The sequence below is a fragment of the Microbacterium wangyouchuni genome, assembly GCF_051546305.1.
Taxonomy (GTDB): domain Bacteria; phylum Actinomycetota; class Actinomycetes; order Actinomycetales; family Microbacteriaceae; genus Microbacterium.
In genome coordinates this window covers 467836-488832 of record NZ_JBPTMA010000001.1, presented here as the reverse complement: position 1 = coordinate 488832, position 20997 = coordinate 467836, and the positions used below count along the sequence as shown (strand labels likewise).

Below are 20997 nucleotides of genomic sequence, written 5' to 3'. Positions count from 1 at the left end.
CTTCTTCGCGCACTCAGAGAGAACGTGCAGCGATGATGCGAGCGTACTCCCGACCGCTGTCCTTCAGAGCGCGCTGCTGAGTGTCGTAGTCGACGCGCACGATTCCGAAGCGCTTGTCGTAGCCCCAGGCCCACTCGAAGTTGTCGAACATCGACCAGTAGAAGTAGCCACGAACGTCGACGCCGGCATCCGCCGCATCCAGAACCGCGCCGAGGTGTAGGCGCAGGAACTCGGTGCGATCAGCATCGTGAACCCGCGTCACACCGTCTTCCACAACCGCCTCGTCATCGTAGGCGGCGCCGTTTTCCGTCATGTAGAGCACCGTTCCGGCCGGCTCCGCATAGTCGGTCCACACCCGCCGCAGCAGACGCGTGAGGCCCTCCGGCTGCACTTCCCAGTTCTGCGCGGTGCGCGGAAGTCCTCGCTCGACGGAATGGATGCCTTCGCTGGACGGATACGGGCTGCGCACCCGTCGCTCCGTGGGTGGACCGCCCGCGACGGGGCTCTCGGCAGGAGCCGTGCCGGAGAGGAAGTCACCGTGGTAGTAGTTCACGCCCTGGGTGTCGATCTTCTGCGAGATCGTCTGCATGTCGCCGTCGTGGATCGCGGATTCGAACTGGTCCACAGCATCCGCATCGACCGCGCGAATATCCCTGACGATATCCGATGGGTATTCGCCGCGGTAGATCGGATCCAGGAACCAGCGATTGAACTGGCCGTCGATGCGGCGGGCGGCGTCGACATCGGCCAGGTCATGCGGGTTCACCGGGTCAGCGACGGTGTGGTTCAGCGTGATACCGAGGTTGAGGTCCGCGTCGCGCGACCGCAGTTCACGCACGGTCGCGCCATGCGCCAGCAGCAGGTGGTGCGAGGCGAGCAGCCCTTCGGCGACGCTCGTGTGCCCGGGGGCATGCTCGCCGCCGGTGTAGGAGAGGAACGAGGAGCACCACGGTTCGTTCAGGGTCGTCCACACGTTCACCCGGTCGCCGAGCGCGTCGTGCATGGTGGCGGCGTATTCGAGGAAACGGGAGGTCGTGTCGCGGTTCGTCCAGCCGCCGGTCTCCTGCAGCGCCTGCGGCATGTCCCAGTGGTACAGCGTCAGCCACGGCAGGATGTCCGCACCGAGCAGCTCATCGACCAGACGCTTGTAGAAGTCGACGCCCTTCTCATTGACGGCCCCGCCGTCGGGGCGCACCCGTGACCACGACGTCGAGAAGCGGTAGGTCTGCAGTCCGAGCTCGGTCATGAGCGCGACATCTTCCGGGTACCGGTGATAGTGGTCGCATGCCACGTCACCGTTCTCGGCGCCGATCACGGCACCGGGCACGCGGCAGAACGCGTCCCAGATCGAGTCCGTACGACCATCCTCGTGAGCGGCGCCCTCGATCTGATAGGCGGCAGTGGCTGCGCCGAAGAGGAAGTTGTCCGGGAACGGCCTGGGGGTCATAGATATCATCCTTTCACCGCGCCCGCCATGATGCCACTGACCAGCTGCTTGCCTGCCACCACGAAGAGGATGAGCAGGGGCAGGGTCGCGAGCACCGCACCGGTGAGCACGATCGAGTAGTCGACGTAATAGCCGGACTGCAGCTGGCTGAGCGCCGTCTGCAGCGTCGGGTTCTGGGGTGGGAGAACGATGAGCGGCCAGAGGTAATCGGTCCAGGCGGTCATGAAGGTGAACAGCCCGAGGATCGCCATGGCGGGCCGCGCAGCGGGAAGGCCGACGGTGAGGAAGGTGCGGAACTGGTTCGCCCCGTCCATGCGTGCGGCCTCGATGAGCTCGTCCGGGATGACGTCGACGAGGTACTGCCGCATGAAGAAGACGCCGAATGCTGTGACCAGTGTCGGCACGATGACGGCGCCGATCGAGCCTGTCCAGCCGAGCTCGCGCATCACCATGAACAGCGGGATGATTCCGAGCTGTGTCGGGATCGCCATGGTCACGATGACGAAGATCATCAGGCCGTCACGGCCCTTGAATCGCAGCTTCGCGAAGGCGTAGCCGGCGAGCGTGGAGAACGTCACGACCGAGAGTGTGATGACGCTGGAGATGATGACCGAGTTGCCCAGTGCCAGCCAGAACGGGATGGCATCGAGCACCTTGGCGGCGTTGGCGAAGAAGTTTCCGCCGGGGATCATCGGCAGGGTCTCACCACGGGTGGCGTTGGTGCCACTGGCGACGACGAGGGACCACCAGAGCGGATATACGCTGCCGATGATGAACGCGGCCAGCAGTCCGTAGGTGAGGAATCCGGGACGGCTGCCGATGCCGGCTGCACCGCCGGTCATACCTCGCCTGCGACGGATCTTCTCAGGCACGCTCAGTGCTTGGGTGGCGCTCATCGGTTCAGCTCCTTCGCGGTACGGCGGGCGCGACGACGCGCAGCTCTGTTCTGGGGTGCGTCACCTGTGGAGATGCCCCGTGAGATGAGGAAGTTGATCACGCCGATGCCGACGATCAGCAGGAACAGCAGGATCGCGACCGCGGATGCTTCGCCCAGGTTCCGCCGGAAGAACGCCATCTCCCAGAGGAACAGCACCGTCGTCTGGAACTGCCGTTCACTGCCGCCGATACCCCCGGCGGTGGAGACGTCGAACAGGCGCGGCTCGGCGAAGATCTGCAGACCGCCAATGGTCGCTGTGATGATCACGAAGATGAGCGTCGGACGGATCGTCGGGATCGTGATGGAGATGAAGCGGCGGATCGGGCCCGCACCGTCGATGGCAGCGGATTCGTAGAGGTCACGTGGCACGGCCTGCATCGCAGCGAGCAGAATCAGCGCGTTGTATCCGGTCCAGCGGAAGTTGACCATCGTGGCGATCGCGATATGCGAGAGGAAGGTGTTGTGCTTCCACTCCTGGTCGACGATGCCGAGCAGGTTGAGGAGGTTGTTGGCCAGGCCGTCAGCCTCACTGAAGATGCTGGAGAAGATGATCGCCACAGCCACCGGAGTGACGACGAAGGGGATGAGGATGCTCATGCGCCAGAACGTGGGCGCGCGGAGTCCGCGATCCAGGAGATAGGCGACGATGAGCGCGACCGCGAGCTGCGGAATCGCGGAGAGCAGAAAGATGCTCAGGGTGTTGGAGATCGAGTTCCAGAACATGCCGTCGCCGAGGATCTCGACGAAGTTGGCGAATCCGACGAAGTCTCCCTCGCCCTTGAGCAGATCCCAGTCGTGCACGGCGACGTAAACGGTGTAGATGAGGGGGAAGAGCCCGATGATGCCGAACACCAGGAAGAACGGCGAGATGTAGAAGTAGGGCGAGGCCTTCTGGTCGAACCGAGATGCGCGATGACGCCAGGAGGGCTTGACCTTGTCGATTGGCTTCTTCGGCGCAGCGGATGCCGTGTCCCGGCGCTGGGCGGTGAGAGTCATGTGTTCCTACCTCTGAGGGATTGCACGGTTCAGGTCGCGCTTTCTGTCGCTAAGGCAGCGCCGAAGCGACAGAAAGTGCGACCTGAGCGTGATGGGATGGTCAGCCGACGAGCTCGTTCAGGAGCGCGATGGCCTTGTCCCATGCCTCTTGAGTGCCCAACTCCCCACGGTCAAGAGCACTCAGCGGCGGGCCGAACACGTTCTCCTGGATGACGGAGTCATCCGCGCCCTTGAACTGCGCAACGACGCCCTTGGCACGCTCCGCAAGGATCGCACCGGTCGGTGCGCCGTTGAAGAGCTCGTTCGGAGTCGCGGCAGCAGCCAGCTCCTCCTGTGCGGCGACCGTCGACGGGAAGTTGCCAGCAGCAGCGGACTGCTTGACCTGCTGCTCAGGCTGGGTCAGCCAGTTGGCAAGTGCCGCAGCCGCTTCCTTGTGCTCAGAGGTCTCGGGAACGGTGAGGAACGCGCCACCCCAGTTGGTCGCTCCTCCGGGGAACACATCGGCGAAGTCCCACCCTGTCGATGCGTCACCGCCGCCTGATTCCAGCTTGCCGGCGACGTTTCCGAGCATCCATCCGGGGCAGACCAGGGTGGCGAAGGTGCTGTCGACAAACGACTTGCCACCGTTCCAGTCCCAGGCGGCCTCGGCAGCGGACTGGCCGCCCTCGGTTGCTGCACCGAGCGTCTCGAAGCGCTTCTTGAGCTCGGCATTGCCCTCGATGTTGAGCTCACCATCTGCGGTGTAGTAGCCCTCGTCGAGCTGGTTGACCATGGAGTTCCAGACGAATCCAGAGTGGTCGTACCAGGCTTTACCCGTCTTCGCCGTGTACTCGGCGCCGACGGCGAAGTAGTTGTCCCAGTCGCCCGTGAGCAGCTCTGCGACTGACTCACGGTCGCTGGGCAGACCCGCAGCCTCGAAGGCAGGGCCGTTGTAGCAGATACCGCTCGGACCGATGTCAGTGCCGTAGCCGATCACGCGGCCTTCGGCGTCGGTTCCCTGGTCGTACTTCCACTCCAGCCAGTCGCCCTTGCGGTCTTCGATGCCGTAGTCACGCAGGTCGACGAAGAGCTCCGAGACGTCCATGATGGCGCCGAGCCAGCCTTCTTCGATCGCGACAACGTCGCTGAGCCCGCCGCCGGCGCCGATCTTCGTGAAGACGTCGGTACGGGCGTTACCGCCGGTGTCGATGTTCGTCGCTTCGATGGTGACGTTCGGGTTCAGGTCCTCGTATTCCTTGTAGAGGTCGTCGTAGCCGAAGGTGCCGAAGGTCGTGACGGACAGGGTGACCTGTTCGTCAGACGAGGCACCTGCATCGGCGTCGGCGTTGCCGGTGTCGGCCGAACAACTGGCAAGGGCGAGGGCTGAGATGGAGGCGACAGCTGCTGTGGCCAGCATCCGTCGGCGGGCGCGTGTGTTCATGGTCACTCCTTTGTGCGAAATGGTGCGGGTCGGTCATGCGACTGCGTGGGAGCGCTCCCACGCATTGCTCAGTTACTTTATGGGAGCGCTCCCACGAATGTCAAGCGAAAGATACCCTCAGCGCGGTGAAGTAGCATCGATCAGTGCCCTCAGCCGAAATATCCCCTGCTCTTACCCGCGCCGAGTCCCTGATCCGCAGCATCCCGGACTACCCCCAGCCCGGCATCCTGTTCCGTGACATCACCCCGCTACTCGCCGACGCCGACGCCCTGCGGGCGACCACCGAGGCGATCATCGAGCCCTTCCTCGGACAGTTCGACGTCATCGCCGGCATCGAAGCACGCGGCTTCCTGATCGCCAGCGCCGCCGCTCTCGCCGCCGGCGTTGGTCTAGTCCCGATTCGCAAGGCAGGTAAGCTTCCTCGCCCCGCAGCATCCATCGACTACGCCCTCGAATACGGCACCGCGACCATCGAGATGCACGACGACATCCCCGCCGGCTCCCGCGTGCTGCTCATCGACGACGTGCTCGCCACCGGCGGAACACTCGCGGCGGGACGCCAGCTGATCGAGCGCCTTGGCTCGCACGTCGCCGGCATCTCGGTGCTGTTCGAGATCGACGGCCTCGGCGGTCGCGAACTCGTCGGCGACCTGCACACCGTCTTCCACTCCTAACCGCGCTGCGGACGCATCCGCACTGCACAGCACGCGAAAGCGGCTCCCCACCCGAAGGTGAGGAGCCGCTTTTGCGTCAGATCAGATCACTCGTAGAGAACAGCAGCGATCTTCTCGTCGTCCATGTTGTCAGCGTCGTACCAGTACGAGCCGGTGTCGTAGAACTCCTCGACAGCCTCGCCGTTGGCAGCGTCGTAAGCCGCCTGGACAACCTGCGCGCCGATGCCGATCGGGTCCTGCGTGATGGCGCCGGCCATCAGGCCGTCCCTGATGGCGTTGAGCTGAGCTGCACCAGAGTCGAAGCCGATGATCTGGATCTTGCCCTTTTCGAGGTTGAGCTCGTTAGCGGCGTTCACGACGCCGATGGCCGAGCCCTCGTTGGTGCCGTAGATGCCCTTGAGGTCGGGGTGCGCGGCGATCATGGCCTTCGCGATGTCAGCCGACTTCAGGTGATCTCCATCGCCGTACTGGATGTCGACGATCTCGATGTCGGGGTAGTCCGACTCGATCTTGTCGACGAAACCGTCACGACGCTCGACACCGGTCGAGTTGATCTGCGAGTGACCGACGATGGCGACTTCGCCCTCGCCGCCGATCAGCTCTGCCATGTGCTCTGCAGCCAGCGCACCGGCCACCTTGCTGTCGGTGGCCGCCAGGCTCAGGCCCACGTCACCGTTGCACGGCGCGTCGAAGTACACGACCGGGATGTCCTGGGCCGCTGCCTTCTCAAGCGGTGCGACGCACGCCTCGGGGTCAAGGGCCGCATACGCGATGGCATCCGGGTTCTTGTCGATAGCTGCGGTCAGCATCTCGAGCTGCTGCGCGATCTCCGTCTCGGCCGCGGGGCCTTCGAAGGTGATCTTGACGCCGAGCTCTTCAGCCCTCTGCTCGGCACCCGTCTTGACGGCCTGCCAGAACTGGTGCTGGAAGCCCTTCGAGACCAGGGCGATGTACATCTCGTCGCTGCTGCTGCCGCCGTCAGTGCCGGCGCCCTCTTCGATGACCTCGCCGCCGCCGCCTGCGCAGCCAGCCATAACGAGCGCAGATGCGGCCACGAGTGCCGCGAATGCGGTCTTCTTGCCAAATCGCATGGAAACTCCATTGTTCTGTGTGGATGTCGGTCATATGACCGACGGTGTGGATGGGGAAGGGAACGGAAGGGAAGGGTCAGGTTCGCTGGCGGTTGCGCAGCGAGTCGAGGAAAACAGCCAGCAGCACGACAGCGCCGACAACGACGTTCTGCCACTCGGTCTGAATCGACAGGATGCGCAGGCCGTTGACCAGCACGCTCATGATCAGTGCACCGATCACGGTGCCCAGGATCGAACCGCGTCCTCCCAGCAGGGAGGTGCCGCCGATGATGACAGCGGCGATCGCCTGTAGCTCGTACCCGCTGCCGATCTGCGGCTGTGCGGAATCCAGGCGCGAGGCGATGATGATGCCCGCGACACCGGTGAAGGCGCCCGCGAACATGTAGATGAGGATCGTCCAGCGGCGGGTGTTCACACCCGACAGGCGCGTGGCCTCTTCGTTCGAGCCGATCGCGAAGGTGTACCGGCCCAGCAGCGTCTTCGACAGCACGAGGAACGCGACGATCGCGAGCAGCGCGGTGATGAGGACGGCGTTCGGGATGCCCGGGATGATCATGCCGAGCGCGATCTTCTTGAAGTCCGGTGCGGAGCTGGAGAAGTAGATCGGGGCGACACCGGAGATGACCAGGGCGAGGCCACCGGCGATCATCATCATCGCGAGGGTCGCGATGAAGGGCGGCAGGTTCAGGAACGTGACATTGAAGCCGTTGATGAACCCCATCAGGACGCCGGTGGCGATACCGCCGATGACGCCGACCCAGACAGGCAGGCCCATATTGGTGACGAAGACACCCGTCATCACCGCGCACAGCGCCATACCGGTGCCGAGCGAGAGGTCGATGCCGCCGGTGATGATGACGAACGTCGTGCCGAGAGCGAGGATGCCGATCACCGCTGTCGACAGCAGCACCGTTGCGATGTTGCTAAAGGTGAAGAAGTTGGGGCTGGCGATCGAGAAGAAGATCACCAGCACGATGAGCGTGCCGAAGGCCAGCGACTGCTGGACCTGACGCTTCAGGTAGCCGACGACATCACGCTTGTCGGTGTTCTCGTTGACGGCCTGCTGAATGACAGTAGTCGTCTCTCCGGACTGCTTTGGGGTGCTCATCAGTCTTCCTCCCCGTGGGCTGCGAGTTGCATGATCTTCTCCTGGCTGGCTTCTTCATTGCGGAGAGTTCCGGTGATCCGGCCGTTCGCGAACACCGCAATGCGGTTGGCGACGCGCAGGATCTCGGGAAGCTCCGACGAGATGACAATGATGGATTTGCCGGCATCGGCAAGCTGCTGCATGAGCCGGTAGATCTCTTCCTTCGCGCCGACATCGATGCCTCGCGTCGGTTCGTCGAAAATGAGGATGTCGCAGTCGCGCATCAGCCACCGGGCGATGACGACCTTCTGCTGATTTCCACCGGACAGCAGTTTGACGATCTGGTTGACCGACGGGGTCTTCACGCGCAGTTGCTGCACGTAGTCCTTGGTCTGATTCTTCGCCTTGCTGTCACCCATCCAGCCGATCGCGTTCGCGTAGCGGCCGAGGGATGCCAGCACCGTGTTGAAGGTGACATCCTGCTCGAGCATGAGACCGAGCTGCTTGCGGTCCTCGGAGAGGTAGCCGACGCCGCGCTTGACGGCATCCTCGGGCTGACGGATCTTGGCGTCGCGGCCGTTGATCGAGATCGTGCCAGCACTGCGCGCGTCCGCGCCGATCACGGCACGAGCGGTCTCCGTGCGACCGGCGCCCATGAGGCCGGCGAAGCCGAGAATCTCACCGCGGTGCAACTGGAAGCTGACATCCTTCAGCAGCGCCTTGGTCGACAGGTTCGCGACATCGAGCACGACCGGATCGTTCGCGTGATCGCGGGCGCTGGGACGCGTTCCCTCGTCGATCACCCGGCCGACCATCATCTCGATGATCTTCGGGACGCTGATCTCGTTCTTCTCAAGTGATCCGATGTATTGACCGTCTCGGAGCACCGAGACACGGTCGGCGAGGCGGCGGAGTTCGTCCATGCGGTGAGAGATGTAGACGATGCCGGTGCCGTTGGCCTTGAGCTGTTCGATGAGGACGAAGAGCGTCTCAACCTCAGTGTCAGTGAGCGCCGATGTCGGCTCATCCATGATGAGCACCTTGGCGTTGAACGACAGCGCCTTGGCGATCTCGACCATCTGCTGTTCGGCGACGGTCAACTCGCCCACGCTCTGCTTCGGGTTCAGCTTGATACCGAGCCCCTTGAGTAGCTCAGTGGTCTGCTTATTGAGCTTGCGCTCGGACAGCAGCGGACCAGATGTGGGCTCGCGTCCGATGAAGATATTCTGCGCAACCGTCAGGTCGGGCATCATATTCAGTTCCTGATGGATGATCGTGATACCGAGCTGCTGCGCCTGCAACGGGCTGGTCAGTTCGACCTGCTGCCCCTCGAACGTGATCGTTCCCTCATCGCGGGTGTAGATGCCCGAGAGAATCTTCATCAGCGTCGATTTTCCAGCGCCGTTCTCGCCGACGAGAACGAGCACTTCACCGGCGCGCACCTCGAGGTGCACATCCTTCAGTGCCTGCACACCTGGGAAGCCTTTGCTGATGCCGTCTACTCGGAGGATCGGATCGCTCATATGTTCACCTGCTCCCTTGAAGGTCGTGATTTCTGAAAAGATGTCGACACCGAGATTACCGTCAAACATCGGATCAATTGTGTACCAGCATCCTGTGTGATGCAAGTTGTATCTAAATGTACCTAACGTCGTCTCATCATGCTAGACCTGTAATAACAACTTCGTCACGGAAATGCGCGCATGCGCAGAAAGAGGGATTGAAATGCTCATAGGTGCGCACGGTCTGGTCTTCACGGGAACCTTCGAAGAGGCGGGCCTGCGGCGCGCGATCGAAGGCACCAAGAACGCCGGATTCGACCTGATCGAGATCCCCTTGATGGATGCCGCCTCCTTCGACTCCGCTTTGGCCGGACGGATGCTGCGCGACAACGACCTCGCCGTGACAGCATCCCTCGGGCTGACGAACGCGACCGACCTGACCAGTGATGACGCCTCAGTCGTCGCCGCGGGCGTCTCGACGCTGGAGCGCTGCCTGGATCATGTGGCGACGATGGGCGGCGATGTCTTGTGCGGCGTCATCTACTCCGCAATGGGCAAGTACATGGCACCGGTAACCGCACGGGGCGTGGCGAACAGCCAGGCCGCGATCTCGGGGCTTGCCGCGAAGGCCGCTGAGCGCGGCATCCGGCTCTCGCTCGAAGTCGTCAACCGTTACGAGTCGAACGTGTTCAACACGGGTCGCGGCGCCTTGGGCTTCCTCGATGGCGTGGACGGCGACGTCAGCGTGCACCTGGACACCTACCACATGAACATCGAGGAGTCGGATTTCTTCCAGCCCGTGCACGACGTCGCGCGCGCAGGAAAGCTCGGCTACGTGCACATCGGTGACAGCCACCGCGGATACCTCGGCACCGGAACCGTCGACTTCGCGACGTTCTTCCGGGCGCTGCACGACGTCGCCTACGACGGCCCGGTCGTGTTCGAGTCGTTCTCGTCGGCCGTGGTCAGCGCAGAGCTCAGCAACACCCTCGGCATCTGGCGCAACCTCTGGCAGGACTCGGATGACCTCGCGGCCCACGCGAACCGCTACATCCGCGACGCCCTGCACGCCGTCGGAACGATCGACCAGCACTAGGTCGCGGGCCCAGGGCTAGGCCCAGGGCTGGGCCTGGGCCTGGGCCTGAGCCTGAGCCTGGGCGGTTCACCCGGGCTGTCGCGCTCCTGCGGCTACGCCGACGCGTGCCCGACCACGCCCTTGCGCAGCAGCGCGTTGCCGTACTTGCGGGTCTCTCCGGTGCGCACCATCAGGTACGCAGGCCCGGCGAGGTCGTAGTACGCGAAGCGTTCGACGAATCGGGTGGTCTCGACAGTCGTTCCGGCAGCATCCATCAGCTCACGCTGCACGTCGAGGACCACGGCGTCGGCGGATTCCATCAGGTCGAGCCCCGGCGCATCGTCCAGGGGGATCACCGTGCGGATCGCGGCGAGCACCTCGGGCGTTGTCGTGCCGGGCAGGTCGATCACGTTGCGGCCGAGCGCCCACGCGGGGAAGTGCGCGTCGGCGATCACGACAGCATCCGAATGTCCCATCCGATCCAGGTGCAGCAGCAACTCACCGGTGAGGAGCGGGTTGATTCCTTCGAGCATGTTCTTTTCCTTTCCTGTCGCTCCGGTCGCAATTGGTGCTGCTCAAATCGACAAATAGCGACATGAATTGCGACCGGGGCGGAGCGATTGCGACCGGAGCGGAGAGTTCACGCCGGGATCAGGTCCTCGGCGGCAAGTTCGAGCCAGAACGCCTCGGGGATCGCAGCGGCTGCGAGCTCGGCGTTCTGTCGCACCTGCTCGGGGCGGGAACTGCCGAGCACAACCGCATGCGTCACCTCGTCGCGAAGCGGGAACTGAATCGCCGCCGCGGGCAGCGCCACGTCGTGGTTCCGGCAGATCGCGACGATCTTTTGCAGTCGATCCCAGACGTCTTCGGGCACGCCGCCATATTCGTAACGGCTGTCGCGCGTCGGCTCGGTCTTGGCCAGCAGCCCGGAATTGAAGACGGATGCCGCGACCACACCGGTGCCGCGCTCGCGACAGGCGGGCAGCACATCTGCCGCGGCCGGCTGCTCCAGCAGCGTGTAGCGTCCCGCGATCATGATGATGTCGAGATCAGCCTCGCGCACGGATCGAGCCAGCGCCTCGCTGACCATAGAACCGACGCCGATCGCACCGATCACACCCTCGTTGCGCAACCGCTCCAACGCCGGGAATGCCGATTCGAGCGCCAACTCGAGGTCATTGCGCTCCGGGTCGTGCAGGTAAACGAGATCGATCCGGTCGAGTCCCAGCCGCTCTTTCGATTCTTCGATGGATGAGCGGATGCCAGCATCCGAAAAGTCCCACACCCGCTGCAGGGTGTTCGGCACGAAAAAGTCGTTGTCGGTGTCGAGGCCACCATCGAACTCCGGGTTCGGGCGCAGCAGACGCCCCGCCTTGGTGGAGAGGACAAACTCGTCGCGCGGCTTCGTCTGCAGGAAGGCCCCGAGGCGACGCTCGGAGAGTCCGAGCCCGTAGTGCGGAGCGGTGTCGTAGTACCGCACACCGCTGTCCCACGCGGCATCCAACACCGCCCAGGCCTCGTCATCCGTCAGCTCTCGAAAGAGGTTGCCGACGTTCGCAGCCCCGTACCCGAGCGCGGGGATGCGCAGCTCAGTCTGTGACATGCGCACCCTTCCACTCGTACTTCGCGATGCTCTCGGCCTTCATCTCCATGCTGGCACCGGCCGCGGTGGGTGGCATGTAGGAACCGCCCTGAATGTCGGTCGGCACGACAAAGTGGTCGTGCAAATGATCGACGAACTCGATCAGGCGTCCCTCGCGCGTGCCCGTGACGGCGACGAAGTCGAACATCGACAGGTGCTGCACTGCTTCGCACAGACCCACGCCGCCCGCGTGCGGGCAGACCGGCACGCCGAATTTCGCTGCCAGGAGCAGGTTGGCGATGTTCTCGTTCACGCCCGCAACGCGCACGGCATCGATCTGCATGACCTCGATGGCGTTCGCTTGCAGCAGCTGCTTGAAGATCATGCGGTTCTGGGCGTGCTCGCCGGTTGCCACACGGATCGGGGCGATGCCGCGGGCGATCTCCGCGTGCCCGAGGATGTCGTCGGGGCTCGTGGGTTCCTCGACCCAGGCCGGGTTGAACTCGGCGAGCGCGCCGACCCACTCGATCGCTTCGGAGACCTCCCAGCGCTGGTTGGCATCGATCGCGATCGGGAAGTCCGGCCCGAGCACCTCGCGGGCCTTGCGGAAGCGGCGGATGTCGTCGTCGAGGTCGGCGCCGACCTTGAGCTTGATCTGGGTGAATCCGTCTGCGAGCGCCTCGCGGGCTAGGCGCTCGAGCTTCTCGTCGGAGTAGCCGAGCCAGCCGGGGCTGGTGGTGTAGCCCGGGTAGCCGGTGGCCAGCAGCTCGGCCTCGCGTTCGGCGCGACCAGGGACGGCAGCACGCAGGATCTCGAGGGCATCCTCACGAGTGAGGGCATTGGTCAGGTACCGGAAGTCGACGAGGTCGACGATCTCCTCCGGAGTCATACGGGCCAGTAGCTGCCACAGCGGGAGTCCGGCGCGCTTGGCCTTGATGTCCCAGAGCGCATTGATCACGGCGCCGATGGCCATGTGCATGACGCCCTTCTCCGGGCCCAGCCAGCGCAGCTGCGAGTCGCCGATGATGTCGCGGAAGGTCGTGCCCATGTCGTCGAGCAGCGGTTCGATCTCGCGGCCGACAAGGTGATCAGCGAGTGCATCGATCGCGGCGACCTGCACGTCGTTGCCGCGGCCGATGGTGAACACGAAGGAGTGACCGGCGATCTCGTCGTCGGCATCCGTGCGGATCACGACGTACGCCGCGGAGTAGTCGGGGTCGGGGTTCATCGCGTCCGAGCCATCCAGGCTCAGCGACGTCGGAAAACGAATGTCGGTGGTGTCGAGGGCGACGATGCGGCTCACGGGATATTCCTCTCCTGGTGCAGCACGAAGTTTCTGCACGGACCTCTTGGAGTGTAAACATCCGATGTCTATACTGTCAATCAGACGTGCCGTCCACGGGCGGCTCCCCAACGAGGTAGGAGAACCATGAAGTTCGCGCGGCTTGGCGCCCCTGGATCCGAAATTCCCGTCCTGGTGGACGGTGATCGCCACCTCGATCTACGGGCGGTGACATCCGATGTCAATGGTGATTTTCTCGCCGACGACTTCCGCTCGCGGGTGGCTGCCGCGCACGCGGCCGGTGAACTCCCCGAGCTCGAAGGCGCCGCGGATCTGCGCATCGGTGCCCCGATCGCCCGCCCGAGCGCGGTCATCTGCATCGGCATGAACTACGCCGCGCACGCGGCAGAATCCGGCTCCGAGCCGCCGACGATCCCGATCCTGTTCCTGAAGACACCGAACACGGTCGTCGGCCCGAACGACGACGTGACGATCCCGCGCGGCAGCGAGAAGACCGACTGGGAGGTCGAGCTCGGCATCGTGATCGGCAAGCGCGCCGCGTATCTCGATTCGCCGGATGAGGCGGATGACCACATCGCCGGCTACGTCGTCGCCAACGACGTCTCCGAGCGCTCATTCCAGATCGAGGTTTCCGGCGGCCAGTGGTCCAAGGGCAAGATCGCGGCGGGCTTCAACCCGACCGGCCCCTGGCTCGTCACCCCGGACGAGGTCGACGTCGACAACCTAAATCTGAAGAGCTTCGTGAACGGCGAACCCCGCCAGGACTCGAACACCTCCGACATGATCTTCGACGTGCGCGTCATCGTGCACCACCTCTCGCAGTACGTCACGCTTGAGCCCGGTGATCTGATCCTCACCGGCACTCCTCAGGGTGTTGCGCTGTCCGGAAAATACCCGTACCTGAAGGACGGCGACGTCGTCGACATCTCGATCGACGGACTCGGCGGCCAGCAGCAGAAGTTCGTCGCGTGGGAGGCTCAGAAATGACCGGGTCCAGTGGTCGCGACCTCACCGGGCTCGTCGCCATCGTCACCGGCGGCGCATCCGGAATCGGAGCATCGATCGCGCAGCGTCTGCACGCTGACGGCGCAGAGATCGCGGTGCTCGACCGCGACCCCTCCGGTGCGGATGAGCGCTTCGCCGCGTTCGCCGCGGATGTTTCGGATCGCGCGAGCGTGGATGCTGCGGTCGCAGCTGTCGCCGAAAAGTTCGGTCGCATCGACATCGTCGTCAACAATGCCGGTATCGGTGCGGTCGGCGACATCAGCGCGAACGACGACGACGAGTGGGCGCGGGTGCTGTCGGTCAACGTCACCGGCATCGCACGCGTGACAGCTGCGGCGCTTCCGTGGTTGCGGCAATCGCCTGCCGCCGCGGTGTGCAACACAGCATCCATCGCGTCCTCCACCGGACTCCCGCAGCGCGCCCTGTACAGCGCGTCGAAGGGCGCGGTGTCGGCACTGACCCGTGCAATGGCCGCGGATCATCTGCGTGAGGGCATCCGTGTCAACGCCGTGAACCCCGGCACCGCCGATACCCCGTGGGTCGGCCGATTGCTCGGTCAGGCCGATGACCCCGCTGCGGAGCGCGCGGCGCTCGAGGCCCGCCAGCCGCACGGGCGCCTCGTCTCCCCCGATGAGGTCGCCGCCGCCGTGGCGTATCTGGTGTCCCCGGCAGCCGGTTCCACCACCGGAACATTCATCGAGGTCGACGGCGGTATGGCGCAGCTGCGCTTGCGCGCCGAGTAGCGCTCCGCGCGCCGGTCGCCCCGCAGGGGTCGCAAGTGGCCGCGACTCACGTGGCAGGTGTCGCAAATGGCCGCTCACGCGCACGCGGAGCGGCCATTTGCGACACCCCGCCGCGTTCACGGCCGGGCTGAGGCTAGTCCAGCCCGTAGAACCGCTCGGCGTTGCGCCAGAGAATCGCATCGACGTCGAGATCACGGGCGCCGGCCCAGGATGCCACAGCTTCGGTCCACGCACCGATGGCTACGGAGTCGATTTTGGATGCCCGCACCGCAGACACCGGCCAGTCACTGCCCCACATCAGCCGTTCCACTCCGAAGGCGGCAGCCGCAGCATCCAGGAACGGCTCCATCTGACCCGCGGACCAGTCGCCTCCTGCCTCGGCCGGCAGTCCCGAAAGCTTGCAGAAGACCTGCGGATGCTGCGCCAGAGCCGCCAAGGCGTCCACCCACTCGGTCGCCGGCGCAGCCGGGTCCGCAGCGGTTCCGACCACGGGCTTGCCCAGGTGGTCGAGCACGATCCGCAGTTCCGGCACCTCGGCCGCCAGGTCAATGACGTCCCGCAGCTGCGGCACCGTCTGAACGCAGGCGTCGAAGGTCAATCCACGCTCGGCAAGCGCGGCCGCCCCGGCACGAAATTCCACGGACCGTGCCAGGCCCACCGGCGCCCCCTGCAGCAGATGACGCACTCCGACCACGAGCGGATGCTCGGCGGCAGCATCCAGATACCGCACTGTCGCCTCTCCCAAATCGAGCCGTGCGCCGGCGACGATTCCGCGCACGTTCACCTGCTCAGCCACCGACGAGACCCACGCGACCTCGTCGAGGTACTGGTCCTCGGCGGAGCCGGCCTGTACGAAGACGAACCCGTGCGACTCATCGATGCCGCCTACAGCGGCGGCGAGTTCCTCGGGTCCGAACCGTGCGCGCAGCGGCCCCTCAAGCCAGGAGTAATCAAGACGAGACGGATCCCACAGGTGCAGATGTGAATCGAGAACACGCATGCGTCCATCCTGCCCCAGACATCCGACCTATGTGCCATGATGACGAGCATGGCAGTCACCGATGAGGCGATCGAGAAGATCAAGGCGATGATCGTTTCCGGAGAGCTCTCCCCCGGAGATCGACTCCCCCCGGAGAAGGAACTGTCCGAGCGCCTCGGACTCTCCCGCAACTCGATGCGCGAAGCGGTCAAGGCGCTCGAGGTCATCCGCGTGCTCGATGTGCGTCGCGGCGACGGCACATATGTCACGAGCCTCGAGCCACACCTGCTGCTGGAGGCGATCTCATTCGTCGCCGACATGCACGATGACGACTCGCTCTTGGAGATCTTCGCGGTGCGGCGGATGCTGGAATCGCAGGCGACGGGCCTTGCCGCAACCCTCGGCACCCCCGAGGCGGTCAGCGCTCTGCACGAGGAACTCGAGAGCGTCGATGGGGCTGAGGTCACCATTGACGAGCTGGTCGAGCACGACATCCGCTTCCATCGCGAGATCGTGCGCATGGCAGGCAACAGCTACCTGGCCAGTCTCATCGAGAGTCTGAGCGGACAGACCGTGCGTGCACGGGTATGGCGCGGCCTCACCGAGCAGGGTGCGGTCGAACGCACTCTCTCCGAGCATCGCGCGATCGCGGACGCCATCGCACAGCACGATCCGAACCTGGCCACGTCGCTCTCGACCGCGCATATCGCCGGGGTCGAGCGCTGGTTGCGTCAGGCCGCGACGGCCTGACATCTCGCCTGCGCCCGCGCCCGCAGCCTGCGGCCACAGCCGCGCCCGCAGCCTGCGGCCACAGCCGCACCCGCAACCCGCACAACCCGCAACCCGCGACCCGCGCCCGCACCCGCAACCCGCGCCCGCACCCGCGAGCCGAGCTCACGCCCCGATGCGCCCCATGGCCGCTTCGAACTCCGAAGCCGAGCTGTCGCTGACCTGGTGGAACAGCACCTCGTCGAGAACGTCGGGGGCAGCCGTGAAGTACGGCACACCGGCCAGACGCAGCGAGACGATGTCATCGGCCGAGCGCAGACTGGCCGCGAGCACGTTCGTCGCGCTGCCCGCACACACCGCCTGCATCTCGGGGATCAGCGCATCGCCGTCGACTCCGGCATCCCGGAGCCGCCCGAGGTAGGGAGCGATGTACTGCGCGCCGATGCTGGCTGCGGCGAGCGCCTGGGCAACCGAATAAACCGCGGTGACGAGAACTGTCGCGCCGTCGCGAACCAGGGTAGACGCGACGGCGAAGCCGTCGGCGGTCGCTGGAACCTTCACCGCGACCCGCTCACCGAGCGCGCGGATCATTTCGGCGTTGCCCAGCAGGGCGGCGCGGTCAGCACCCCAGGTCTGGAAGAAGATCTCCTGAGCACCCTCCGCCTCCCACCGGGCGTAGAGCTCGGGGATCTCGGCCGCAGTGCGGCCACCGCGTTCGAGGATCGTCGGGTTGGTCGTCACGCCGTGCACGACACCAGCGTCCAGGAGCCGGGAGACCCGCTCGCCGTCGGCGCTGTCGACGTACAGACGTGGGGAGATGGCAGCGACAGCAGACATGGGTTCTCTTCCTGATGAGCAACCTGTCGTTACAGGTGCGGATTCGGCTAATGTAATGACAGGACTCACCGAAGTCAAAGAAGATCAGGAGCTCCATGACCGTCTCGTCCTCCGCAGCGACCTCAGCAGCGCGCACCGGCGTCGTCATCGTCGGCAGCGTCACCGCCGATGTCACGACGTTTTCTCAGCGCCTTCCCGCGCGTGGTGAAACGATTCTCGGCGACCAGTTCACGCTGATGCTCGGCGGTAAGGGCGCGAATCAGGCCGTCGCCGCCGGTCGTGCCGGGGCCGCGACGAGCTTCGTCGGATGCGTCGGCGACGATCTCTTCCACGACCTCGTCGTCGATGGTCTCACCGATGCGGGCGTCGACCTCACCCATCTGCGAACGGTCGCCGGCCCCACCGGCATCGCGCACATCCGTGTCGACGCCTCGGCGCAGAATGACATCGTGATGGTTCCGCTCGCCAACGCCGAACTCGACGCCGCTCAGATCGACACCGCCCTGGCAGCGCTCGCCCCGACGACATCGGTGCTGCTCACCCAGCTCGAGACCCCCTCGACGCTGACCGCTCGTATCACCGCTCGGGGCCGCGAGCACGGCATGACGGTGATCCTCGACCCCGCCCCGGCCGCGCCCCTGGCGGATGAGGTCTGGCAGAACATCGACATCGTCACACCCAATGAGACCGAAGCATCCGTTCTCAGTGGAATCACCGTGACGGATGCCGCGACCGCCGAGCAGGCCGGACGCTGGTTCCTCGCCCGGGGCGTGAAAGCCGCTGTCATCACGCTCGCCGAGCAGGGATCGTGCGTGGTCACCGCCGAGGGCGCCCAGATCGTCCCGCCGTTTCCGGTCGAAGCCGTTGATACCACTGCCGCAGGCGACGCCTACGCCGGATACCTCGGTGCGGCCCTCGCGAACGGCGCTTCGCTGACCGACGCCGTGCGCCTGGCCACTGCTGCCGGCGCTTTGACTGTCACCAAGCAGGGCGCATCGCCCAGTCTTCCCCTCCGCTGCGACGTCGATGCCTTCGTGGCATCCCGGGTCTGACCAGGAGCCCCCATGCGCAAAACCGCAACCACGATCAATCCCGCGCTCTCACGCGTCATCAGCGAAACCGGACACACCGACCTCATCGTCGTCACCGACGCTGGCCTCCCGATCCCGGTCGGCTCCGAACGGATCGACCTTGCCTACCGCCCCGGTGCTCCAGCATTCTTCGATGTCCTCGACACCGTGCTCGCAGAGATGGTGGTCGAGGGTGCGACGGTGTCGGCCGAAGTCGCCGAACACAGCCCCGAGGTGCTCGCCGCGCTGCGCGAGCGACTGCCCGACATCGAGATCGAGCTGATCCCGCACGTCGAGTTCAAAAAGCGTACGCACGCCGCTCGCGCATTCGTGCGATCCGGCGAGTTCACGCCCTACGCCAACGTCATCCTGCACGCGGGGGTGGCGTACTAAATGGAGCCGACTGCGACCTCCGACGACGTGATCGACCGGCGCTCCGCCGCGCCGATGTACGACCAGCTGCGCCAGCTGATCATCGACAGTATTGAGCGCGACGGGCTGCAGCCCGGTGACCCGCTCCCCGGCGAGCACCGGCTCTGCGAGCGATACGGAATCTCGCGCACGGTCGTACGGCAGGCTCTCGCACAGCTCGAACACGAGGGCCTGGTCGAGCGCGTCAAGGGCAAGGGCACCTTTGTGTCACGTCCGCGCACGAGTGAGGCGCTGGTGCACACGCTGATCGGACTCTACGACGATGTGGAGCGGCGCGGCGGTCATGTGCGCAGTGACATCCTGCGGCATGAGCGAGAGGATGCTGACGCCGAGATCGCCGCAGCCCTCGAGATTCCGGTGGGCTCTGCGGTGATCGCGCTCGAGCGCCTGAGATACGTCGACGGGGAGCCGTGGTCGTATTCGACGACGTGGATGCCCGAGCACATCGGCGCTGTCAGCCTCGGAGTTGATCTGTCCGAGGCATCCCTTTACCGGCTACTCGCGGACAACGGCATCCAGGCGACCGACGGCGTGCGTTCGGCCGAAGCGACTGTCGCGACGCACGATCAGGCCCAGCATCTCGACGTCAGCGCAGGGTCGGCGCTGCTGCGGCTGCGCAGCATCAGTCGCGATGCTGCCGGCACCCCTATCGAGTACTTCATCGCGCTGCACCGCGGTGACCGTTCGCGCTTCGAGTTCCAGCTGCGCCAGGAGCAGTCGCAGGCATCGCTTCTGCATGTCGACGGTGCCGGCGGAACCTCCCGTGCCGGTACAGTCTCTATCTAGAGTGCGCCGCACTTGAGAGAGGGGTTGCACATGACCGACGGACGTCCGAGTTCTCCGGATAATTCCTCCCCTCCGCTGATCGATCTGACCAGTCGCCCCGAGCCGACGCCCGGTCCGCTGACCAAGCCGTCGCCGACGATCAAGCCGCAGAAGGGGCCCCGCTGGCGGATTCTGCTCATCGCTGTACTGGTGCTCGCCGCGGCCGCAGCGGCCATCGCCTTCCTGCCGCCACTGTTCGCGTGACCTCCTGGGCCAGTACCGCGATCGCACTGCTGGAGGCAGATGCCAATCGCAGTGCCGACACGCATCTGCACGTCTTCCCGCTGCCGCCCGCATGGGGAATCGACCTCTATCTCAAAGACGAGTCGGTGCATCCGACCGGTTCGTTGAAGCATCGCCTGGCGCGTTCGCTGCTGCTGTACGGGCTGGTCAACGGGCGCATCGTCGAGGGGACGACGCTCGTCGAAGCATCCAGCGGTTCGACGGCGGTTTCGGAGGCCTACTTCGCCCGGATGCTGGGACTCGACTTCGTCACAGTCGTTCCACGGTCGACGAGCCCAGAGAAGATCGAGCTCATCGAGTTCTATGGCGGCCGCTGCCACTACGTCGACCAGGCGCCGGAGATGCATCCTGAGGCCGCGCGGCTCGCCGCAGAGTGCGGCGGGCACTACCTCAACCAGTTCTCCTACGCGGAGCGGGCGACGGACTGGCGCGGGAACAACAACATCGCCGAGAGCGTGTTCAGCCAGTTGGAACGGGAGCGGCATCCGGTTCCGGAGTGGATCGTGGTCGGCGCCGGCACCGGCGGAACGAGCGCGACCTTCGGCCGGTATGTGCGCTACCGCCAGCATCCGACCCGCGTCGCCGTGGTCGACCCGGAAGGCTCGGCATTCTTCGGCGGCTGGAGCACGGGAACGGCCGACTACACAACCGGAACCCCCAGCCGCATCGAGGGCATCGGCCGGCCGCGTGTCGAGCCCTCATTCGTGCCGGGTGTGATCGATGAGATGCTGCAGATCCCGGATGCTGCGTCGATCGCCGCGATCCGGCTGCTGAAGGAACGCACCCTGCACTGGGCTGGCGGCTCGACCGGCACCAACCTGGTCGGGGCGTTCCGCCTCATCGCCCGAATGCTCGCCGAGGGCAAGCAGGGCAGCGTCGTCACCCTCATCTGCGACGGCGGTGCCCGCTACGCCGGCACCTACTATTCGGACGACTGGATTGCCGAGCAGGGGTGGGATCTCGCGCCGCACCGCGCCCAGTTGGATCGGTTTCTGCAGACCGGGGTCTGGGACGACTGAG

At 65.2% G+C, this 20997-nt stretch carries 22 protein-coding genes; 10 read left to right on the top strand and 12 right to left on the bottom strand.

The annotated features are described in order from the left end of the window. Positions 1–13 precede the first annotated feature (13 nt). From ACSS7Z_RS02410 to ACSS7Z_RS02395, 4 genes are all read right to left on the bottom strand, one after another. On the bottom strand, positions 14–1456 hold the full coding sequence (locus ACSS7Z_RS02410) for a GH1 family beta-glucosidase (RefSeq protein ID WP_438252843.1): 1443 nt from the start codon (positions 1454–1456) through the stop codon (positions 14–16). After that, complete coding sequence (locus ACSS7Z_RS02405; protein WP_438252842.1) at positions 1453–2343, bottom strand: carbohydrate ABC transporter permease; 891 nt, start codon at positions 2341–2343, stop codon at positions 1453–1455. The genes ACSS7Z_RS02410 and ACSS7Z_RS02405 overlap by 4 nt, the downstream gene beginning before the upstream one ends. Further along, the gene (locus tag ACSS7Z_RS02400) at positions 2340–3380 is read right to left on the bottom strand and encodes a carbohydrate ABC transporter permease (protein ID WP_438252841.1); all 1041 of its coding nucleotides are present in this window, start codon (positions 3378–3380) and stop codon (positions 2340–2342) included. Before ACSS7Z_RS02400 ends, ACSS7Z_RS02405 begins: the two co-directional genes overlap by 4 nt. 100 nt (positions 3381–3480) lie before the next feature. Further along, positions 3481–4800, bottom strand: coding sequence for an ABC transporter substrate-binding protein (locus ACSS7Z_RS02395; protein ID WP_438252840.1), 1320 nt, complete (start codon positions 4798–4800; stop codon positions 3481–3483). Positions 4801–4943: 143 nt separating this feature from the next. Here ACSS7Z_RS02395 and ACSS7Z_RS02390 point away from each other — a divergent pair, with 143 nt between their 5' ends. Next, positions 4944–5474 carry an adenine phosphoribosyltransferase gene (locus ACSS7Z_RS02390; RefSeq protein WP_438252839.1) on the top strand — a complete coding sequence of 177 codons (531 nt, stop codon included), beginning with the start codon at positions 4944–4946 and terminating at the stop codon, positions 5472–5474. An 86-nt stretch (positions 5475–5560) separates the two neighbouring features. On the opposite strand, the gene ACSS7Z_RS02385 is transcribed toward ACSS7Z_RS02390, so the two are convergent. The 3 genes from ACSS7Z_RS02385 to ACSS7Z_RS02375 all read right to left on the bottom strand — a co-directional run bounded on the left by ACSS7Z_RS02385 (position 5561) and on the right by ACSS7Z_RS02375 (position 9175). Further along, positions 5561–6565 carry an ABC transporter substrate-binding protein gene (locus tag ACSS7Z_RS02385; protein WP_438252838.1) on the bottom strand — a complete coding sequence of 335 codons (1005 nt, stop codon included), beginning with the start codon at positions 6563–6565 and terminating at the stop codon, positions 5561–5563. Between the two features lie 76 nt (positions 6566–6641). Next, positions 6642–7673 (bottom strand): ABC transporter permease, encoded by a 1032-nt coding sequence (locus ACSS7Z_RS02380; RefSeq protein ID WP_438252837.1) that lies wholly within the window; start codon positions 7671–7673, stop codon positions 6642–6644. Next, complete coding sequence (locus ACSS7Z_RS02375) at positions 7673–9175, bottom strand: sugar ABC transporter ATP-binding protein (RefSeq protein WP_438252836.1); 1503 nt, start codon at positions 9173–9175, stop codon at positions 7673–7675. The genes ACSS7Z_RS02380 and ACSS7Z_RS02375 overlap by 1 nt, the downstream gene beginning before the upstream one ends. Before the next feature lie 202 nt (positions 9176–9377). Between ACSS7Z_RS02375 and ACSS7Z_RS02370 the strand changes: the two genes are divergently transcribed. Continuing rightward, positions 9378–10250 carry a sugar phosphate isomerase/epimerase family protein gene (locus ACSS7Z_RS02370; protein WP_438252835.1) on the top strand — a complete coding sequence of 291 codons (873 nt, stop codon included), beginning with the start codon at positions 9378–9380 and terminating at the stop codon, positions 10248–10250. A gap of 92 nt (positions 10251–10342) precedes the next feature. On the opposite strand, the gene ACSS7Z_RS02365 is transcribed toward ACSS7Z_RS02370, so the two are convergent. The 3 genes from ACSS7Z_RS02365 to ACSS7Z_RS02355 all read right to left on the bottom strand — a co-directional run bounded on the left by ACSS7Z_RS02365 (position 10343) and on the right by ACSS7Z_RS02355 (position 13114). After that, the gene (locus ACSS7Z_RS02365) at positions 10343–10762 is read right to left on the bottom strand and encodes an RbsD/FucU family protein (RefSeq protein WP_438252834.1); all 420 of its coding nucleotides are present in this window, start codon (positions 10760–10762) and stop codon (positions 10343–10345) included. Between the two features lie 107 nt (positions 10763–10869). Then, complete coding sequence (locus tag ACSS7Z_RS02360) at positions 10870–11832, bottom strand: aldo/keto reductase (protein WP_438252833.1); 963 nt, start codon at positions 11830–11832, stop codon at positions 10870–10872. Then, complete coding sequence (locus ACSS7Z_RS02355) at positions 11819–13114, bottom strand: L-fuconate dehydratase (RefSeq protein WP_438252832.1); 1296 nt, start codon at positions 13112–13114, stop codon at positions 11819–11821. Before ACSS7Z_RS02355 ends, ACSS7Z_RS02360 begins: the two co-directional genes overlap by 14 nt. A 126-nt stretch (positions 13115–13240) precedes the next feature. Between ACSS7Z_RS02355 and ACSS7Z_RS02350 the strand changes: the two genes are divergently transcribed. After that, on the top strand, positions 13241–14101 hold the full coding sequence (locus ACSS7Z_RS02350; RefSeq protein WP_438252831.1) for a fumarylacetoacetate hydrolase family protein: 861 nt from the start codon (positions 13241–13243) through the stop codon (positions 14099–14101). Then, on the top strand, positions 14098–14862 hold the full coding sequence (locus ACSS7Z_RS02345) for an SDR family NAD(P)-dependent oxidoreductase (RefSeq protein WP_438252830.1): 765 nt from the start codon (positions 14098–14100) through the stop codon (positions 14860–14862). Before ACSS7Z_RS02350 ends, ACSS7Z_RS02345 begins: the two co-directional genes overlap by 4 nt. A 133-nt stretch (positions 14863–14995) precedes the next feature. Here ACSS7Z_RS02345 and ACSS7Z_RS02340 read toward each other — a convergent pair whose 3' ends face one another. Beyond that, on the bottom strand, positions 14996–15862 hold the full coding sequence (locus tag ACSS7Z_RS02340; RefSeq protein ID WP_438252829.1) for an amidohydrolase family protein: 867 nt from the start codon (positions 15860–15862) through the stop codon (positions 14996–14998). 48 nt (positions 15863–15910) lie between these two features. Here ACSS7Z_RS02340 and ACSS7Z_RS02335 point away from each other — a divergent pair, with 48 nt between their 5' ends. After that, positions 15911–16591: a FadR/GntR family transcriptional regulator gene (locus ACSS7Z_RS02335; protein ID WP_438252828.1), complete on the top strand. Its 681-nt coding sequence runs from the start codon at positions 15911–15913 to the stop codon at positions 16589–16591. A 144-nt stretch (positions 16592–16735) separates the two neighbouring features. Here the strand turns inward: ACSS7Z_RS02335 and ACSS7Z_RS02330 are convergent, their stop codons facing one another. Further along, entirely contained in the window at positions 16736–17407 is a 672-nt protein-coding gene (locus ACSS7Z_RS02330) for a transaldolase family protein (protein WP_438252827.1), read from the bottom strand. Between the two features lie 95 nt (positions 17408–17502). Here ACSS7Z_RS02330 and ACSS7Z_RS02325 point away from each other — a divergent pair, with 95 nt between their 5' ends. The 5 genes from ACSS7Z_RS02325 to cds1 are packed head-to-tail and all read left to right on the top strand — an operon-like array spanning position 17503 to position 20996. Further along, positions 17503–18459 (top strand): ribokinase, encoded by a 957-nt coding sequence (locus ACSS7Z_RS02325; RefSeq protein ID WP_438252826.1) that lies wholly within the window; start codon positions 17503–17505, stop codon positions 18457–18459. Positions 18460–18471: 12 nt separating this feature from the next. Beyond that, a complete protein-coding gene (rbsD, locus tag ACSS7Z_RS02320) occupies positions 18472–18870 on the top strand; it encodes a D-ribose pyranase (protein WP_438252825.1) in 399 nt (132 codons plus the stop codon). Next, positions 18871–19695 (top strand): GntR family transcriptional regulator, encoded by an 825-nt coding sequence (locus tag ACSS7Z_RS02315; RefSeq protein WP_438252824.1) that lies wholly within the window; start codon positions 18871–18873, stop codon positions 19693–19695. It abuts the gene before it with no gap. 30 nt (positions 19696–19725) lie between these two features. Further along, a complete protein-coding gene (locus tag ACSS7Z_RS02310) occupies positions 19726–19938 on the top strand; it encodes a hypothetical protein (RefSeq protein WP_438252823.1) in 213 nt (70 codons plus the stop codon). Further along, on the top strand, positions 19935–20996 hold the full coding sequence (gene cds1, locus ACSS7Z_RS02305) for an L-cysteine desulfhydrase Cds1 (RefSeq protein WP_438252822.1): 1062 nt from the start codon (positions 19935–19937) through the stop codon (positions 20994–20996). Before ACSS7Z_RS02310 ends, cds1 begins: the two co-directional genes overlap by 4 nt. Position 20997 lies beyond the last annotated feature (1 nt).

Excerpts from the sequence above, each read along its gene's own strand:
- ACSS7Z_RS02410 (WP_438252843.1), bottom strand. The coding sequence starts at position 1,456 with ATGATATCTATGACCCCCAGGCCGTTCCCGGACAACTTCCTCTTCGGC.
- ACSS7Z_RS02405 (WP_438252842.1), bottom strand. The coding sequence starts at position 2,343 with ATGAGCGCCACCCAAGCACTGAGCGTGCCTGAGAAGATCCGTCGCAGG.
- ACSS7Z_RS02400 (WP_438252841.1), bottom strand. The coding sequence starts at position 3,380 with ATGACTCTCACCGCCCAGCGCCGGGACACGGCATCCGCTGCGCCGAAG.
- ACSS7Z_RS02395 (WP_438252840.1), bottom strand. The coding sequence starts at position 4,800 with ATGAACACACGCGCCCGCCGACGGATGCTGGCCACAGCAGCTGTCGCC.
- ACSS7Z_RS02385 (WP_438252838.1), bottom strand. The coding sequence starts at position 6,565 with ATGCGATTTGGCAAGAAGACCGCATTCGCGGCACTCGTGGCCGCATCT.
- ACSS7Z_RS02380 (WP_438252837.1), bottom strand. The coding sequence starts at position 7,673 with ATGAGCACCCCAAAGCAGTCCGGAGAGACGACTACTGTCATTCAGCAG.
- ACSS7Z_RS02375 (WP_438252836.1), bottom strand. The coding sequence starts at position 9,175 with ATGAGCGATCCGATCCTCCGAGTAGACGGCATCAGCAAAGGCTTCCCA.
- ACSS7Z_RS02370 (WP_438252835.1), top strand. The coding sequence starts at position 9,378 with ATGCTCATAGGTGCGCACGGTCTGGTCTTCACGGGAACCTTCGAAGAG.
- ACSS7Z_RS02365 (WP_438252834.1), bottom strand. The coding sequence starts at position 10,762 with ATGCTCGAAGGAATCAACCCGCTCCTCACCGGTGAGTTGCTGCTGCAC.
- ACSS7Z_RS02360 (WP_438252833.1), bottom strand. The coding sequence starts at position 11,832 with ATGTCACAGACTGAGCTGCGCATCCCCGCGCTCGGGTACGGGGCTGCG.
- ACSS7Z_RS02350 (WP_438252831.1), top strand. The coding sequence starts at position 13,241 with ATGAAGTTCGCGCGGCTTGGCGCCCCTGGATCCGAAATTCCCGTCCTG.
- ACSS7Z_RS02345 (WP_438252830.1), top strand. The coding sequence starts at position 14,098 with ATGACCGGGTCCAGTGGTCGCGACCTCACCGGGCTCGTCGCCATCGTC.
- ACSS7Z_RS02340 (WP_438252829.1), bottom strand. The coding sequence starts at position 15,862 with ATGCGTGTTCTCGATTCACATCTGCACCTGTGGGATCCGTCTCGTCTT.
- ACSS7Z_RS02335 (WP_438252828.1), top strand. The coding sequence starts at position 15,911 with ATGGCAGTCACCGATGAGGCGATCGAGAAGATCAAGGCGATGATCGTT.
- ACSS7Z_RS02330 (WP_438252827.1), bottom strand. The coding sequence starts at position 17,407 with ATGTCTGCTGTCGCTGCCATCTCCCCACGTCTGTACGTCGACAGCGCC.
- ACSS7Z_RS02325 (WP_438252826.1), top strand. The coding sequence starts at position 17,503 with ATGACCGTCTCGTCCTCCGCAGCGACCTCAGCAGCGCGCACCGGCGTC.
- rbsD (WP_438252825.1), top strand. The coding sequence starts at position 18,472 with ATGCGCAAAACCGCAACCACGATCAATCCCGCGCTCTCACGCGTCATC.
- ACSS7Z_RS02315 (WP_438252824.1), top strand. The coding sequence starts at position 18,871 with ATGGAGCCGACTGCGACCTCCGACGACGTGATCGACCGGCGCTCCGCC.
- ACSS7Z_RS02310 (WP_438252823.1), top strand. The coding sequence starts at position 19,726 with ATGACCGACGGACGTCCGAGTTCTCCGGATAATTCCTCCCCTCCGCTG.